The following is a 15,086-nucleotide window of genomic DNA, read 5'->3' on the forward strand; positions in this document are numbered from 1 at the left end:
ATTTGTGAATCTTATTGCAGTTAACTCTTGTCAATGCAGGAATTAGCAAGGACAGTCTGGATTTTTTATAAAGGTTCGTCTATACTATAGATGAAATAGGAGGGGTAGTTGTGAACGAATTTGAAAAAAATGTCCAATCAAAACGTAATGACGCAATAGACTCTGGCGTTGCTTTTGGTGTTTCTTTCGCGTTTTTCGCCATCATCTTCATTATCGCACAGGTTATCAAATTCATTGGATAACTGCCGCAAGAGCCCGACAATTGACGGGCTTTTTCTATTTACCGAGCTAGTCATTTTTCTTTATATATTTTACGGATAGACGGCTGAAAATGTGCCTGTTTCTCCATTCTTATACGCATATACAATCTCCCCGTGAATATCTGTTCGCCAAACTGCAACTCCCTGGTCCTGAAGCCGCTCAATAACTTCCTTATGAGGATGCCCATACCGATTGTTTTTCCCAAGAGAAATAACAGCTGTTTCAGGATTCATGTTGGTTATAAAAGGGGCTGTTGTTGAAGACCGACTTCCATGATGTCCGACTTTTAATACATCTACATCCATAGAAAATTTTTTGAGAAGCTGTGTTTCTCCTTCTGCCTCCATATCTCCGGTAAAGAGCCACTTCTTTTCACCTATTACTGCATAAATCACGATTGAATCGTCGTTTCCTTCATAATGATTATCTGCAGGGGACACAATTTGAAAGTAAGCCTCTCCCTCCTGCCAGCTTTCCATATACTTTCCATAGCGAACAGAAACCCTATGCATGGCAGCCCGTTCAATCGTTTGTTTCATGACAGGTTTGGATTCTGATCCTGGACTAATGACTATCTCCTTAATAGCAATATGACCGAGCAGCTCCTCCGCAGCTCCTATATGGTCATAGTCGCTATGCGTAAGAATTAATTTATCAATGCGGGTAATTCCCTTCCCTTTTAGGTAAGGAAGAAGAACATCACTTCCAATCGAAAAATTTCTCTTTTGCCTTTGCCATTCTTCTTTTTGAAATGGCAGCAACCCACCTGTATCGATTAGATAATTTCCTTTGTTAAACGGAAGGGTAATTAAAATGGCATCTCCCTGCCCGACATCGACAAAGGACACCTCTCCCGTTGCAGAGTACGTAGGAAGCATAACGGGCACACCAATGATGACTACCAGAAAGGCGCTAATCCGCTTCCCATTTAAAGTTTTTTCCCATTGGAGAAAGCCTGCAGCAACGAAAAGACATATGAAAATAAGTAAAAAGTCGTCTGGCCGGCCAGTCGTCATAACAGCTCCTGGCCACTGGCTAATCTTCACTGCTGCTCGATCTACTTGCTCAAGCAAAAAGCGGAGCGGCTCTAATAAGAGATCAACAGGACCTAATATGATACTTAACAAAAAAGCAATGAAAAGGAACGGCAAAACGAAAAAGGAATAGAAAGGGACAAAAAATAAGTTAGCAGCAAAAGAATAGAGGGAAACCTCAAAAAAGTGATACATTAACACTGGCAAACCGGCTATTTGAGAAACAGACGTGACAATGAGCATATTTCTTAAGGGAGAGACGGAAGAAGATAAAATCACTTTCGAAGAGAGGAGCAGAGCAAAACTAATGAGGTAAGAAAGTTGGAAGCCTGCTTGGTAAATAAAGTAAGGATCGTACAAAATAACGAGAATAAAGCTTGTACTGAGGGCATCAAGGGCCGTGAATTTATGATGGAACCGCACGGCTAATAATATGAGAAGAGTCATCAACACAGCTCTGATTACGGGAGGAGACCCGCCAGCTAAGAGTGCATAGACCGGAAGCGAGATAAGCAAGATAAGCTGTGCCGTTTCCTTCACAATACCGATTCGTATCATCGCATAATAAACAAGGGAAGTAATCAAACCAACATGAAGGCCTGAGATAGCAAGCAAATGAATAACACCGAGGCGCTGATAAGCCTCCATTACATCCTCCTCTGTTGATGAGCGGTCACCAAATAATAAGGCAGCAGCAACCGGCTGCAAGCTTTCAGGAAAAGCTGTCTTTAAATGATTGATCCCTTTTAGCCTCCAATGGATGATGCGCTCTTTAACAGATTTTTCTTTTTTTACACACGACGATAACGACAGGCGATCAACTTCAAGCTGCCAAAAGATATGGTTACGCTTGAGAAACAATTGGTAGTCAAATCCATTGCGGTTTCTTTTCCCTTCTGGCTCTTCAAGTTTTCCAGAAACACGACATATCGTACCTGGTAACAATATTCCCTGAAGTTCTTCTGCCTCCGCAGAGGAAGCCAGCCGATAAAGAAGACGCAAATTCTCCTTATTTCCTGCGGTTACGGTTGCTTTCAGCCGGTCACCGTCGATCAATGTTTCATCAGAGAATAACACAGACCAGCTTTCTTCTTTTCCAGTAAAAGCTGTTACATTCCGTTCTTCAGAGAATTGACCCACTAAAAAGCCAAGAACAACACAACTAAAAAAGCTACTCTTCCTCCTCGATCAAATTTAAAGATAAAAAAGAAAGCAGTAGCAGACAGCAGAAAACGGATGCTTCCTAGAACAGGAAGCCCCCATATCAAACCTGAAAGCAGGCCGACTGCCATGTAAATAAGCTTTCCACGCATGATATCTCCTTACAATTTTTTAAGAAAGATGGACAACTTCAATATCTTTCAAAAAATGCTGATTCCACTTGTTTGGATAGGCATTTCTGTAGACAATTTTTTTGATTCCGGCTTGCGCCAATGTTTTTGCACAATTTTCACAAGGTTCATGAGTAACATATGCAGCGGCTTCTTTAAGCTTATCTCTTTCTGCGTGAAGTACAGCATTTAACTCCGCATGCAGACACCGGATACAGCGCTTTTCATCTGACAAAAGGCAGCCCTCTTCATCGCAATGGTCATGGCCATGAATAGAGCCATTGTACCCTGTTGCAATAATATGCTTATCTTTCACAATCACACAGCCCACATGGAGACGGTTGCATGTTGAACGGGTGGAAACTACTTCTGCAATGTCTAAAAAATATTCATCCCAACTCTTTCTGCTCATTCATTCTCACTCTTTCTTTAGCAATATTATTTTTCTTTAGTGTAGCGGCAAGAAAAAGCTTTCGTCAATCCCTCTTACTGTATGACAACGAGCGAAGCCATCTTTTCAAACGTCTTTTCTCCGATACCTGACACATTTTTTAAATCTTCTGGCTTTGAGAATGATCCTGTCGTCTCTCTATAATCAATAATCGCCTGTGCTTTCGCCTTTCCAATACCGGGCAGCTGTTGGAGCTCCTCAACGGAGGCTTCATTTATATTAACCGCACTTCCGCTGCTGTCTGATGAATGTCCTTGTGCGCTTTCCTGCGGTGGAATGACAGCTGCTAGTTCTTCCGGCGGTTCTTCTCCGATTTTTGGTACGTAAATAACCATTTCATCTTGCAGTTTTTGGGCCAGATTAATCGCTGTCCGGTCCGCTTCTTTTTGAAAGCCGCCTGCCTTCGCTACAGCATCGTTAATCCGTTCTCCACTTTTCAACGAATAAATTCCGGGAGCCACGACAGCCCCTTTCATATCAACCATCACAATGGAGGGCTCCTGCTGTTCTTGTGAAGGCACTGGCGGCGAGGAAACCTCCTTTTGTTCGGCCGGTACCATTTCTTTCATTATCGGCTCTTCCGGTGAGGGCGCTTCTTCAGTCAGCTGATAAAGGCCAAATGCAACGAGGGCTCCTCCTGCCCACAAGTACATTTTATACTTGCTAATCAACGCTTTTACATCCATCGTCTTCACCTCTTTCTCATAAACTTCAATTTTTTTCATACATTGTAAGAGCAACTTGCATAAGGAGGAATGCTGAATGAAGATAGGAGTAGCCGGAACAGGCAATATGGGGGAAATTTTAATTGATGCCTTAATTGCATCTAGAGCTGCGTCTGCCTCTGATTTATTGATTATGAACCGGACGAGGGAAAAAGCTGAACGCATTCAAAAAGACATCCTGATATACATGTTTGCGGGAACGTTTCTGAGCTTGTTGATTTATGCGATCTTTTATTTATCTGTGTCAAGCCGCATGATATACACCCGCTTCTTCAAGAGGTCCGGCATTTATTTCGTTCTGAACAATGCGTCGTATCCATTACAAGCCCGGTTAGCACCGCTCAGCTTGAATCCGTCCTTCCCTGTTCATGCATGCGGATGATTCCAAGTATTACAAATAAAGTGTTATCAGGAACCGTACTTTATACGTATGGAGAGAAATGCGAAGAAGATTGGAAAAAAGAAATGGAGCAGCGGATGAATAAACTGTGCAAAGAGGCCGTAGAAATCGACGAGTCTGTCACCCGCGCTGCTTCAGACCTCGTGAGCTGTGGTCCGGCATTTATTAGTTTTTTAACGAGAAAGTTTATTGAGGGGGCAGAGACTACGGGAATGGACCCACAAACAGCAGAAAAGTTAGCGGAATCGATGCTCGCTGGATTGGGAGAACTATTTAAACAAAAGGAATACACTCTTGCTCAATTAGAGGAAAAAGTATGTGTAAAAGGAGGCGTAACAGGAAAAGGAATTGCTGTGTTAGAAGCAGAAACCGGAGATATGTTCACAAAACTTTTTCAAGCGACTCATGAGAAGTTTGCCGAAGATAAACAAGAAACAGCAGCGCAATTTGGAATCCCTTAATACTATTCGCTCTCTAGTAAGTAAATCCTCTTTATTTTATGAAATAATAATTTTAAAACATAAAACTGGAGGAACGAAAATGCATTTGTTCCTCCAGTTTGAGAATGAAAAGCTATATCACTGGATTCTTGCTTCACTAACAGGCGGGACTGTTTTTACAAGCGAAAAATATTCTCTCGCTCGTTTCTTTTGGAGGCTGCCCAGTGAAATCAGCCGTTATTTCAATGTCGGTAAACCCAGTTTCTTGAAGCCATCCTCTATATTGTTCACTTGCAAACGAACGCTGGACATGCCATTCATCAAACCGCTCATATAACTCCAAGCCTTCTTCACGGACAAAGAAAGTAAGTTCATGTTCAATGCTATCTGGCTGCTCGCCGTCGAAACAATTCCAGATATAAGAGACGGTATCATCAACAGCTGTAAAAGTCCCGTCCTTAAAAATGCGACGCATTTTATATAAAGAATGGACATCGAACAACAGCAATCCACCCGGCTTCAGATGTCTTTGTACCGCTCGAAGTGTAAGCTTTATGTCCTCTTCTTCTGTTAGGTAATTAAGAGAATCGCAAAAAATCGTTACCGCATCAAATTGTCCAAGCCCTTCCAAGTTACGCATGTCCTGCTGAAATAAAGGGATAGACAGCTGTTTCTTCTCTGCTTTTTGCCGGGCTGCGAGCAGCATGCTGTCCGATAAATCGACGCCCGTCACATCCCATCCTGCTTTTGCTAGACGCCAGGTAAATTCGCCCGTACCGCAAGCAAGGTCTAACACGCTTTTCCCAGATAGCCCGGATGTATGCTGCTGAAAAAAATCCATCCACTTATCATAGGGAACGTCTTCCATTAAAAAATCGTACACACTGGCAAAACGTTCATATGTCATGAAAGCAACTCGCTCTCCACATCCAGCTCAGGCGCATCTCCCCAAAGCCGCTCAAGATTATAATAAAGCCGTTCCTCTCGATGGAATACATGGATAATCAAATCGCCAAGGTCAATCAATACCCATCGCGCTTCATCAAATCCTTCCATCCGTTTCACTCCGTAGCCAAGCTCTTCCGCCTGCTCCTTAACTTCACGGGCAATAGCTTGTACCTGCTTATCAGAATTCCCATGACAGATCATAAAATAGTCCGCCATTAATGAAATTCCCTGCATATCTAAAACGACAATATTCTCCGCTCGCTTGTCATCTGCTGCATTAACAACTCGTTGTAAAAGTTCTGGTTGACCCATTAATTAGCCCCCTCTTTTTTCATCGTTAAATCATTGTACGTATGAAAGGTATCCGGATAAACCGGCTGATTTTTTTTCATTAAAAATTGAATGGTATTTTTAACGCTTGAATTAAAGCAGCGTCTAAATTATTCTTTGCTAATTCGCGTACCTCTTCCACGCCCGGAAAGTGACGCCCCGGCTCAATATAGTCCGCAACATAAACGACTTTTTCAAGCAAAGTCATTCCTATTCTTCCCGATGTGTGATAACGAATAGCATCCAATACTTCTTCATCTTCTATACCAGCTTCTTTTTGCACTAAATAAGCGCCTACCGGAGCATGCCACAGCTCCGAATGAAAGGCCAGCAATTGCGGGTCCATCTGTTGCTGTTCAATGATCGTCGCCATCTCTTCTTTTGGACGAAACTTTGCATAATCGTGAAAAATGGCAGCGAGTTCGGCTTTTTCAACATCCGCTCCGTATTTTTCAGCCAGCATAATGGCCGTTTCTACTACACCAAGCGTATGAACGTAGCGATGTTCTGTTATTTGCTTTCTTACTAGCGAAAGCGCCTCCTCACGTTTCATATAAACGATTCTCCTTTATATAATCGATGACCTGTTCGGGCAATAAATAACGCAATGTTCCTCCGCCCGCCGCTCTTTGCCTCAGCATCGTAGAAGAAAGGTGGATTTCCGGTGCTTCAATAAGCCGCACTGGATATGGCGTCTCTACTGAATATCCCGGCCTGCGCACTCCAACAAATGTGATCATACGGCTCAGTTCATCAATTTTATACCATTTGGGCAGGTATTCGATCATATCACCACCAATGATAAAGTAAAACTCGGTTTCAGGCTCCCTCTCCTTTAACATTTTCATCGTATCAAACGTATAAGAGGTTCCTTTCCGCTCAATTTCTATTAATTCCGTGGAGAAATATGGTTGCCCATCAATAGCTGCTTGCAGCATGCAAATACGATCTTCGTCACTGATACGATGATCAATCTCCTTGTGCGGCGGAACATAGTTAGGCATAAAGCGGATCTCATCTAAATGAAGAGCCTCCAGCACTTCATTGGCTATGATCAAATGACCAAGATGCGGCGGGTTAAATGTGCCACCTAAAATGCCCGTCTGTTTTTTCATCGCGGCAGTTCAATCCTTTTGCTTTCTCTGGATTCTTTATATAACACAATGATGCTGCCAATCACCTGCACAAGCTCAGCACGGGCTCCTTTAGCTAGCTCCTCTGCTACCTCACGCTTGTCTTCCCCGCAATTTTGGAGAACGCTCACTTTAATCAGTTCACGCGCTTCAAGCGCATCGGCGATTTGTTTAACCATATTTTCATTTACTCCGCCTTTCCCCACCTGGAAAATTGGATCTAAATGATGGGCTTTCGAGCGTAAAAAAGATTTTTGCTTAGTTGTTAACATAATTGCCTCCCAATTGATGACGTACAATTTCTTCCATTCTATTGATATCAGGCGTTTGGCCTGTCCATTTTTCAAAAGCAAGCGCTCCTTGATAAACGAACATTTTTAGTCCATTTTGGATGCGAGCTCCTTGCTTTCTCGCTTCTTGTAAAAGCTTGGTTTCCAAGGGATTATAAATAATATCCGAAACAAATGCCCCGGCTTGATCTTTTCAACTGAAATAGGACTCTCCCCGATAAGCGGCGACATTCCGATCGACGTCGTTTGGATAATAATATCGTACTCTCCCAGCTGTTCTGCTGCTTCATTGATTGTTTTTACTGTGCTTTTCACAGGATAAGGACAGCTCTCCACAAGGTTCATTGCTTTTTCAGACGTTCGGTTAGCCATGTCAATCCGGGTTACGTTCTCTGAAGCAAGCGTGTAATAAATCGCACGTGCTGCCCCTCCTGCTCCGATAAGCAACACCCGTTTTTCTTCAAGAGGCGCTCCATAGGCTTCTCGAAGTCCACGGGCAAATCCTGCTCCATCTGTATTGTACCCTGTCCATCCTCCATTTTCACGAACAACCGTATTCACCGCTCCAATTGCTTTTGCCAATGGATCGACTTGATCAAGCAAAGGCATAATCGCTGATTTATGAGGAATCGTTACATTAAATCCTTGTATGCCAATTACCTTCATTCCCTGAACAGCCGTGGCTAAGTCATTAGGCGTTATATGAAAAGGATGATAGTAGCCATCAATGCCGAGGCGAGTGAACGCATCATTGTGCATGGCAGGGGACATCGAATGGGCAATTGGATCACCGATGACACCAAATAATTTTCTCATTGCTTCTCTCCCCTAAATTAAAGATTTCCGCAAAAATACATTGACACCTTTCGGCACATGAGCAGCCACTTTGGCCCCTGGTTCATTGATAGTAACCCATCCGAGCCCAGAAAAGACTATGTCCACTTTGTCTTCCTTAATCATAAACTCATGGCGTATCAATGGAGGAAATGTCTCTATTTCTTCCCTCCGTGGCGGAGTCAGTAACTCCCCGGCATGCACGTTGTACAACTCATCTGCTTTTTCTAATTTTGTGCGATGAATCGTTAATTCATTTGACAAATAACAAGTAAAGGAACGGCGGCCGCCCGCAAGATAATCAAAGCGGGCCAGCCCTCCAAAAAACAACGTTTGCTGTTCATTCAGCTGAAAGATCTTTGGCTTGATCTCTTTTTTCGGTGTAATGTATTTTAAATCCCTTTTATCTACGAAGTGAGCCATTTGATGATGATTAATGATCCCCGGCGTGTCAACAAGAAAATGGCCGTCATCCAGCGGGATCTTGATCATATCCAGCGTCGTGCCTGGAAAATGGGAGGTAGTAATGACATCTTTCTCTCCCGTCCCCTCCTTGATGATTCGATTAATAAACGTCGATTTTCCTACATTTGTACAGCCGACCACATATACGTCTTTCCCGTCTCTATAACCGTCGATTGCCTGCATGGCTTCTTTCATAGAAGCTCCTTTAGCTGCGCTGACCAGCAGCACATCGACCGGCTTTAAGCCAAGCTCTTTTGCTTGCTGCTTCATCCAATGAACTAGCTTATTTTTTTTCACTGATTTAGGAAGCAGATCCACTTTGTTGCCGATTAATAGGACAGGGTTTTTTCCAACAAAACGATGCAACCCCGGAAGCCAGCTTCCATTAAAATCAAAAATATCAACAATTTTTACGATTAAGCTGTCTGTCTGTCCCAGTGTATTTAAAATTTTTAAAAAGTCGTCATCTGTCAATGAGACATCCTGCACTTCGTTATAATTCTTTAAGCGAAAGCAACGCTGGCAGACGATCTCTTCTTTTTCAAGAGCTGAAGCCGGTGCGTAGCCAAGTCCTGCAGGATCCTCTGTTTGCACGCTGATCCCGCATCCTATACAAATGATGTTTTCGTTATTCACTTACTTTCCTCCCATTGAATTAAACCTTTTCGTTTAAAGGCATTCATGATCCGCCGTTCAATCCGGCGGTTGAATTTTGTCCAGAAGCCATCTGTCTGGGCAACAGGCACCACTAAAATCGTATAAAAACCATTGCGGTTGCCGCCAAATATGTCCGTTAGCAGCTGATCGCCAATAACAACTGTTTCTTCCTTTTTCACTCCTAAGATTTTAACAGCTCTTCGAAATGCTTTTCCCATTGGTTTGCGAGCCTCAAAAATATAAGGAATCTCAATTGGCTGCGAAAAAGCACTAACCCTTTTTTGATTATTATTGGAAACAATTAGTACTTTAATGCCTGCTTTTTTCATCTCATCGAACCAGTTTAACAATTCTGGTGTAGCATCCGGTCGATCCCAAGCTACTAATGTATTATCCAAATCGGTAATGATGGCTTTCATTCCTTTGGACTTCAGATACTCCGGTGTAATATGGAAAATGCTTTTTACATACCTGCTTGGCAAAAATTTCTTTAACAATCCCTGCACCCCGTTCTTTTGGCTTTCATTGCCTTTATCATAGCGGATTTTAGCTATTGTGACAAAATAAAACGTACATCAACAATATTTAAATTTTTACAATAAATAAGAAATATTTTCCGACATTTTTTTCATCTCTTTATTGTGGATAACTTTATACACATTATCCCTTTAGTTTTTTACCCTTTCCACCTACTTAAACACAACCTATCCACACTTTATCCACTTCATCCTGTGGATAAAGGAACACTTGTTCTTTTTGTTTATATTTAGTAAAGTGGGGTAGTAAACTACTTGAACCTAACATCTTATGCGACTTCATCTATTATAGACCACTTATTTTTTTGGAGGTGAATAAAGAATGAACCGCATTTCAGATGATTTATTATTGGAAGCTTATGCAAAAGCACGCAAGCTCGAGCTTAGCCGTGACTTTATCTTGTTGATTGAAGATGAATTAAAAAAGAGAGCTCTTTACTATCAAGTAAAAGCACACTAATAGAAAGCACTTGCTTAAGCAGTGCTTTTTTATACGAGTGTGCCCACTTTTTCACCAACCTTTATTTCGCAAGGCACACTCAGCCGCTCATTCCATGCAAATGTCCCGGGCTCAAACAAAAGAACAACCGTCGAGCCGAAATTAAAATAAGCGACTTCTTCCCCCTGTCTCCAAGTTAGCCCGTGATGAGAGCGTTCAATCGAATTTACAAACATGGCTCCTACTTTTACTACCGCCATTTTTCCAGAATCAAATTCCAGCTCCGTAATTTCTCGATAATTTTTAGCAAGAGGTTTTCTGCCGTATTTTAAACCGTGACTATTGACAGGATAAGAGTGTTTGCCAAGCGTCCATTTTTGAACGACCCGGCCGTTGATCGGACTATGAATTCGATGGTAATGGCTTGGACTCAAGTAAAAAACGAGAAATGTCCCTTTCTCATAACCAGCTGCTTTTCCACTGTTACCAAGCATTTCAGTCACAGAATAAGGCTTTCCTTTCACCATTATTTCATGGCCGCTCGTAATCATACCTTTTTCTGCAAGCAGCGCATCGACAGGACTCACAACATGATCGTCTCCATAATCAATCGTCCTTGCGTCCGGCAGCAACTGGCGCATAAAGAAATCATGAAGTGTTTGATAATGTTCAACCGGATGAGCCATTTCTTGCTCATTGACCCTGTATGCTTTCATAAAAGGGCGGATCATCGGCTTACTTAGGGAAGAACTTGTATATCGTTCAAGGAGTCGTGAAGACCACCTCTTATTTGTCAGTTCAATAAAAAAGCGATATAAGTAGCGTTGCACGATTCAACCTCCAAAAATTTAAAAAATCCTATCCACTTTATGGTATAATAGATCATCATCAAAATATTATTATATAATAAACTATCAGCAGATTTCCTGCTAAATTCGAGGAGAGTGTAAATTTGTTTATTTCTCAAGTTATAGATATCACTATAAAGAAAGCAAAAGCTCAAACAGCCAACGTGCTAACATTAGGTAATTTAGCTTTAGGCGGCTTTTCTATCTTAATGACGATGCACGCTCAGTACCATCTTGGCCTGCTGCTTATTTTCATAGCGGCCCTTGCTGATCGTTTTGATGGAATGGTTGCCCGCAGAATGAATATTGAATCTGAATTAGGCAAGCAGTTGGATTCGATGTGCGACATTATCTCTTTTGGGGTGGCTCCCGCTCTGTTACTTTATATAGGAATCTTATCTGAGTTTGGCTTTCCTGGATCCTTTTTCACGGTCTTCTACATCGGCTGTGGAGCTTTTCGGCTAGCTCGCTTCAATATTTCTGAGAACAACGGCTATTTTCACGGCTTGCCGATCACAGCAGCTGGATGCTTGCTCACCCTTAGCTATTTAGCTATTCCTTATCTTCCCATGCCTTCATTCATGGTTATTATTATGTGCTTATCCTTATTGATGATTAGCCCTTTTAAACTAAAAAAGGTTTAAACCTCCCCGGGAAATCCCCGGGGTTTTTTATTGCCATTAGTAAAAACCATCTGCTTTTCTCGCCTTCCTTTTTCTCTTTCATATGACATTCCTCGCCTTTTCTTCGAAAATTCAAGAGGACAGGCAAATCAGCGGCCCCTCTCTCATACACTTAGGACAACAGCGGATTTACCAAAGGAGGAGGTTCAATGCTCGGCATTCTTGCTGCTCTATCTTACGCGGTAAAAGAATTAATTTTCTTTGTCTCCTATGTAAAAAATAACGCCTTCCCGCAGCCTTTGTCTCCTAAAGAAGAAAGGATCTACTTAGAGAAAATGGCAAAAGGCGATGCAGAGGCCCGCAACAAGTTGATCGAGCACAATCTTCGGCTTGTCGCACACATTGTGAAGAAGTTTGAAAATACTGGAGAGGATTCCGAAGATCTTATTTCAATCGGAACGATTGGTTTAATTAAAGGGATTGAGAGCTACTCAGGAGGAAAGGGGACAAAATTAGCTACATATGCCGCGCGATGTATTGAAAATGAAATTTTAATGCATTTGCGTGCCTTGAAGAAAACAAAAAAAGACGTCTCCCTTCAAGACCCAATCGGACACGACAAAGAAGGAAATGAAATCAACCTGCTCGATATTCTAAAGTCGGAAGATGAGGATGTGTTGGAGCATATTCTGCTGACAATCGAGCTGAAAAAAGTATTGAAATTTTTACGAGTCCTGGATGAACGCGAGCAAGAGGTGATCATTGCTCGCTTTGGTTTAAATCAAAATGAAGAAAAAACCCAACGGGAGATCGCTAAAGAGCTTGGCATTTCCCGCAGCTACGTATCACGAATTGAAAAGCGTGCCCTTATGAAAATGTTCCATGAGTTCTATCGTGAAGAAAAAGGTAGGGGGCATTAGAGAACTAAGAGCGGCTTCCACGAGAGAAGCCGCTCTTAGAAAAATAAAAATATCTATCGAGATCATCCTTCAGCGATAAGCTGACAGCTCTGTCTTTCTGTTTGTCCAGCTGCAGCAGCCAGCCCGTACGGCGGTTTCGTCCTCTCGGGCGGAGCCAAAGAGCGCCTCCTTGTCGAGGCCTCCAACCTCCTATCGGGCCAAACAGGCTGCTTCCGCTTTTCTTGTCCAGCTGCAGGCGCTTAGCAGCTAGTAGACTTCCTGCTCCTTCCTTCGATAAGTCCACATCGAATCGCTTTCGCTCTTCGTGTTTCCTTTATCTCCTGCGAAGCTGTCCAGTCTTCTATACGCTGCTCGGCAAGCGCCTTCCGCTTTTCTGTTTTAATCAATTGTAATGGATACTAGCACTCCCATAATTGTAGCAAGCAGCAATCCCATAATCATCATGACCATTCTTCTTCACTCCTTACATACTCAAAAAGCTATTTACTATTAATGTACCACAAATGGAATGTAGTGTAGCACGCTTTTCACAAATTATTCACATTTCATTGACGGGACAATTGATTGACGATCCCCACGACAAGATTGGCCGAATGGCGGGCTGCTTTTGGCAGGAATTGCTCGAATGACACATCGGATTCTTTGCCCGCAATATCGGAGATCGAACGAATAATTACAAATGGAACACCAAATTGATAAGCTACCTGAGCAATGGCCGCTGCCTCCATTTCAACAGCTTGCAACCCATTAAATTTCTTTCCTACCTCAAGCACACGCGCTGGATCGCTCATAAATGCATCTCCTGTCGCGATCAGCCCTTTCACTACATGTTCCTCTCCAGCTTCGCTCGCACAGCCCACGGCAATGCTAATCAGCTTTTCATCCGCTTCAAAAGCAGCAGGAAGCTGTGGTACCTGGCCGTACTCATAACCAAACGCCGTCACGTCTACATCATGGTGGCGCACTTCTGTAGAAATTACAACATCCCCTACATTAAGCGCAGGATTTAGCCCACCCGCTGAACCTGTATTGATCACAGCGTCCGGCCGGAAATGATGCAGTAAAATGGCTGTCGTCATTGCAGCGTTGACCTTTCCAATACCAGAGCGCAGCAGAATGACCTCAGCCCCATTCAATGTTCCAGTTGTAAACTCGCTATTAGCTATCGTTTCCACTTGACGATTTTCCATTTGCTCGCGCAAAATTACCACTTCTTCTTCCATTGCTCCAATAATTGCTATTTTCACTTTCTTCTCCTCCGTTCTTTCCATGTACCTGTCTCATTTTAGCATTTTTTTCACAGAACTGCTTGCCACTTCTTCCTTTTATCTTGTATACATAAGAAGAAACTAAACTAATTTGAAAGGGGAAAGAGCATGCAGTTTCAACTCGACTTAATTGAAGATAAAATTGAATTTTTTGAAGCGACTACCCTCGCTTCTCTAGAGAAAAAAATTGCTGAAAAAATCGAACAAAACCGAGCTATTCTGTTAGGTGTCCACTCGGTCAGCCATCAGATGCAAATTGATGCAGATGGTCATAAGCACTTTTCAGCTGTCGTTCACTTTAAAGCCAAGTAAGAAAAACAGAACTTCCTATTTGGCCTGATAGACAAAAAATGAGGAGACCCGCCAATGCGCGTCCCCTCTCAAAACTTACCGCCCTTTATCATTATGCTTTAGCTTGTACATTTTTACCGGCTTCCAACCCTCGCCGTCCACCCAGTTTATATATACACGATAGGCGTTGTTCGGGTCACTTTTTGGCGAAATGGTTCCGATTGCTCCTTGAGGGCCATCTCCGCTAATATACCAGACGATCATTTCTTCTTGAGGAATACCTGTTGCATAAGATAACGCTTCTTTCTTCTCTTTCCAATCCACTGAATTGCTATCAAATGAAGAAGTATGCTGTCCTGATTGCGAAGTGCCGACGCCTGTCCAATTTGGGTTCTCTATTTCTTTTTCAACATTTGGCTCATCGCTCTCTTTTTCGATGACTCCTTCTTGATCATTTTCTTTCTTCTCTTGCTCATCCTCTTTCTTCTCTTCGTCTGTTGTGTCTTGGTCTGTTGTGTCTTCTTCCTCATCTGTTACGTCAGATGACGGCTCATCTTGCTTATTAGCCGAAGATTGTTGCGTCTCCGTTTTCGGCTTAGGCGGCTGTGCAGCTTCTTCTTTTCCACCGCCTGAAAAAATAGTGAACGCAACAACAACAATTAAAAGAACGACAACAGCAATGGCGGTATTTAAAATTCGATTTGTTTTTCTTCGTTTAGATTTTCTTTCTGTACGTGATGGCTGTGCCATGTTACGACTCCTCTCTCTTTGGCATCATTCACATTTTATCATGTCTCTACTTGAACATGAAGTTATTTTAACCGAAAAAAGCGCTAAAGACCTACTGTCTTTAGCGCTTTTT

At 42.5% G+C, this 15,086-nt stretch carries 22 protein-coding genes and 2 pseudogenes; 7 read left to right on the plus strand and 17 right to left on the minus strand.

The window, feature by feature from the left end; translation table 11 throughout:
• Positions 1-110: 110 nt before the first annotated feature.
• Positions 111-242: a YqzM family protein gene (locus tag CJ483_RS06465; protein WP_049663293.1), complete on the plus strand. Its 132-nt coding sequence runs from the start codon at positions 111-113 to the stop codon at positions 240-242.
• 69 nt (positions 243-311) lie between these two features.
• On the opposite strand, the gene CJ483_RS06470 is transcribed toward CJ483_RS06465, so the two are convergent.
• From CJ483_RS06470 to CJ483_RS06480, 4 genes are all read right to left on the minus strand, one after another.
• The gene (locus CJ483_RS06470) at positions 312-2,435 is read right to left on the minus strand and encodes a DNA internalization-related competence protein ComEC/Rec2 (protein ID WP_120033188.1); all 2,124 of its coding nucleotides are present in this window, start codon (positions 2,433-2,435) and stop codon (positions 312-314) included.
• Positions 2,435-2,608, minus strand: a complete 174-nt coding sequence (locus CJ483_RS24430) for a hypothetical protein (RefSeq protein ID WP_182916984.1) — start codon at positions 2,606-2,608, stop codon at positions 2,435-2,437. Before CJ483_RS24430 ends, CJ483_RS06470 begins: the two co-directional genes overlap by 1 nt.
• A gap of 19 nt (positions 2,609-2,627) precedes the next feature.
• Positions 2,628-3,038, minus strand: coding sequence for a deoxycytidylate deaminase (locus CJ483_RS06475; protein WP_120033191.1), 411 nt, complete (start codon positions 3,036-3,038; stop codon positions 2,628-2,630).
• Positions 3,039-3,112: 74 nt separating this feature from the next.
• Positions 3,113-3,763 carry a helix-hairpin-helix domain-containing protein gene (locus CJ483_RS06480; RefSeq protein WP_182916985.1) on the minus strand — a complete coding sequence of 217 codons (651 nt, stop codon included), beginning with the start codon at positions 3,761-3,763 and terminating at the stop codon, positions 3,113-3,115.
• Positions 3,764-3,869: 106 nt separating this feature from the next.
• On the opposite strand from CJ483_RS06480, the pseudogene CJ483_RS25455 reads away from it, so the two are divergent.
• Positions 3,870-3,926, plus strand: a pseudogene (locus CJ483_RS25455) (hypothetical protein); the annotation flags it as partial.
• Between the two features lie 59 nt (positions 3,927-3,985).
• Positions 3,986-4,663, plus strand: coding sequence for a late competence protein ComER (comER, locus tag CJ483_RS06485; protein ID WP_342754533.1), 678 nt, complete (start codon positions 3,986-3,988; stop codon positions 4,661-4,663).
• Positions 4,664-4,799: 136 nt separating this feature from the next.
• On the opposite strand, the gene CJ483_RS06490 is transcribed toward comER, so the two are convergent.
• The 9 genes and pseudogenes from CJ483_RS06490 to CJ483_RS06525 form a co-directional block, all read right to left on the minus strand.
• Positions 4,800-5,549, minus strand: coding sequence for a class I SAM-dependent DNA methyltransferase (locus tag CJ483_RS06490; protein ID WP_120033197.1), 750 nt, complete (start codon positions 5,547-5,549; stop codon positions 4,800-4,802).
• Positions 5,546-5,902, minus strand: coding sequence for a ribosome silencing factor (rsfS, locus tag CJ483_RS06495; RefSeq protein ID WP_120033201.1), 357 nt, complete (start codon positions 5,900-5,902; stop codon positions 5,546-5,548). Before rsfS ends, CJ483_RS06490 begins: the two co-directional genes overlap by 4 nt.
• Positions 5,902-6,473: pseudogene (gene yqeK, locus CJ483_RS06500) on the minus strand (bis(5'-nucleosyl)-tetraphosphatase (symmetrical) YqeK). The gene rsfS and the pseudogene yqeK overlap by 1 nt, the downstream one beginning before the upstream one ends.
• A complete protein-coding gene (locus tag CJ483_RS06505) occupies positions 6,463-7,035 on the minus strand; it encodes a nicotinate-nucleotide adenylyltransferase (RefSeq protein ID WP_120033204.1) in 573 nt (190 codons plus the stop codon). The pseudogene yqeK and the gene CJ483_RS06505 overlap by 11 nt, the downstream one beginning before the upstream one ends.
• Entirely contained in the window at positions 7,032-7,325 is a 294-nt protein-coding gene (gene yhbY, locus CJ483_RS06510) for a ribosome assembly RNA-binding protein YhbY (RefSeq protein WP_120033207.1), read from the minus strand. Before yhbY ends, CJ483_RS06505 begins: the two co-directional genes overlap by 4 nt.
• Positions 7,312-7,428, minus strand: coding sequence for a hypothetical protein (locus CJ483_RS25705; RefSeq protein WP_481747710.1), 117 nt, complete (start codon positions 7,426-7,428; stop codon positions 7,312-7,314). Before CJ483_RS25705 ends, yhbY begins: the two co-directional genes overlap by 14 nt.
• A gap of 2 nt (positions 7,429-7,430) precedes the next feature.
• Positions 7,431-8,159 (minus strand): shikimate dehydrogenase, encoded by a 729-nt coding sequence (aroE, locus tag CJ483_RS06515; protein ID WP_259455580.1) that lies wholly within the window; start codon positions 8,157-8,159, stop codon positions 7,431-7,433.
• A 12-nt stretch (positions 8,160-8,171) separates the two neighbouring features.
• Positions 8,172-9,278, minus strand: coding sequence for a ribosome biogenesis GTPase YqeH (gene yqeH / locus CJ483_RS06520; RefSeq protein WP_120033210.1), 1,107 nt, complete (start codon positions 9,276-9,278; stop codon positions 8,172-8,174).
• Positions 9,275-9,796 (minus strand): YqeG family HAD IIIA-type phosphatase, encoded by a 522-nt coding sequence (locus tag CJ483_RS06525; RefSeq protein WP_120033213.1) that lies wholly within the window; start codon positions 9,794-9,796, stop codon positions 9,275-9,277. The genes yqeH and CJ483_RS06525 overlap by 4 nt, the downstream gene beginning before the upstream one ends.
• 361 nt (positions 9,797-10,157) lie before the next feature.
• On the opposite strand from CJ483_RS06525, the gene sda reads away from it, so the two are divergent.
• Positions 10,158-10,295, plus strand: a complete 138-nt coding sequence (gene sda, locus CJ483_RS06530; RefSeq protein ID WP_120033216.1) for a sporulation histidine kinase inhibitor Sda — start codon at positions 10,158-10,160, stop codon at positions 10,293-10,295.
• Positions 10,296-10,324: 29 nt separating this feature from the next.
• On the opposite strand, the gene CJ483_RS06535 is transcribed toward sda, so the two are convergent.
• The gene (locus CJ483_RS06535; protein ID WP_120033219.1) at positions 10,325-11,104 is read right to left on the minus strand and encodes a phosphatidylserine decarboxylase; all 780 of its coding nucleotides are present in this window, start codon (positions 11,102-11,104) and stop codon (positions 10,325-10,327) included.
• A gap of 122 nt (positions 11,105-11,226) precedes the next feature.
• Between CJ483_RS06535 and pssA the strand changes: the two genes are divergently transcribed.
• Both pssA and sigK read left to right on the plus strand, forming a co-directional pair.
• Positions 11,227-11,766, plus strand: a complete 540-nt coding sequence (pssA, locus tag CJ483_RS06540) for a CDP-diacylglycerol--serine O-phosphatidyltransferase (protein WP_120033222.1) — start codon at positions 11,227-11,229, stop codon at positions 11,764-11,766.
• Between the two features lie 188 nt (positions 11,767-11,954).
• Positions 11,955-12,665: an RNA polymerase sporulation sigma factor SigK gene (gene sigK / locus CJ483_RS06545; RefSeq protein WP_120033225.1), complete on the plus strand. Its 711-nt coding sequence runs from the start codon at positions 11,955-11,957 to the stop codon at positions 12,663-12,665.
• A 4-nt stretch (positions 12,666-12,669) separates the two neighbouring features.
• Here sigK and CJ483_RS06550 read toward each other — a convergent pair whose 3' ends face one another.
• Positions 12,670-12,948: a hypothetical protein gene (locus tag CJ483_RS06550; RefSeq protein WP_120033228.1), complete on the minus strand. Its 279-nt coding sequence runs from the start codon at positions 12,946-12,948 to the stop codon at positions 12,670-12,672.
• Positions 12,949-13,210: 262 nt separating this feature from the next.
• Complete coding sequence (gene mtnN, locus CJ483_RS06555; protein ID WP_120037831.1) at positions 13,211-13,912, minus strand: 5'-methylthioadenosine/S-adenosylhomocysteine nucleosidase; 702 nt, start codon at positions 13,910-13,912, stop codon at positions 13,211-13,213.
• Between the two features lie 129 nt (positions 13,913-14,041).
• Here mtnN and CJ483_RS06560 point away from each other — a divergent pair, with 129 nt between their 5' ends.
• Positions 14,042-14,245, plus strand: coding sequence for a DUF2536 family protein (locus CJ483_RS06560; protein ID WP_120033231.1), 204 nt, complete (start codon positions 14,042-14,044; stop codon positions 14,243-14,245).
• Between the two features lie 75 nt (positions 14,246-14,320).
• Here the strand turns inward: CJ483_RS06560 and CJ483_RS06565 are convergent, their stop codons facing one another.
• On the minus strand, positions 14,321-14,974 hold the full coding sequence (locus CJ483_RS06565) for a YrrS family protein (RefSeq protein ID WP_120033234.1): 654 nt from the start codon (positions 14,972-14,974) through the stop codon (positions 14,321-14,323).
• Positions 14,975-15,086: the final 112 nt, after the last annotated feature.

The organism is Bacillus sp. PK3_68, assembly GCF_003600835.1.
Classification (GTDB): domain Bacteria; phylum Bacillota; class Bacilli; order Bacillales; family Domibacillaceae; genus Pseudobacillus.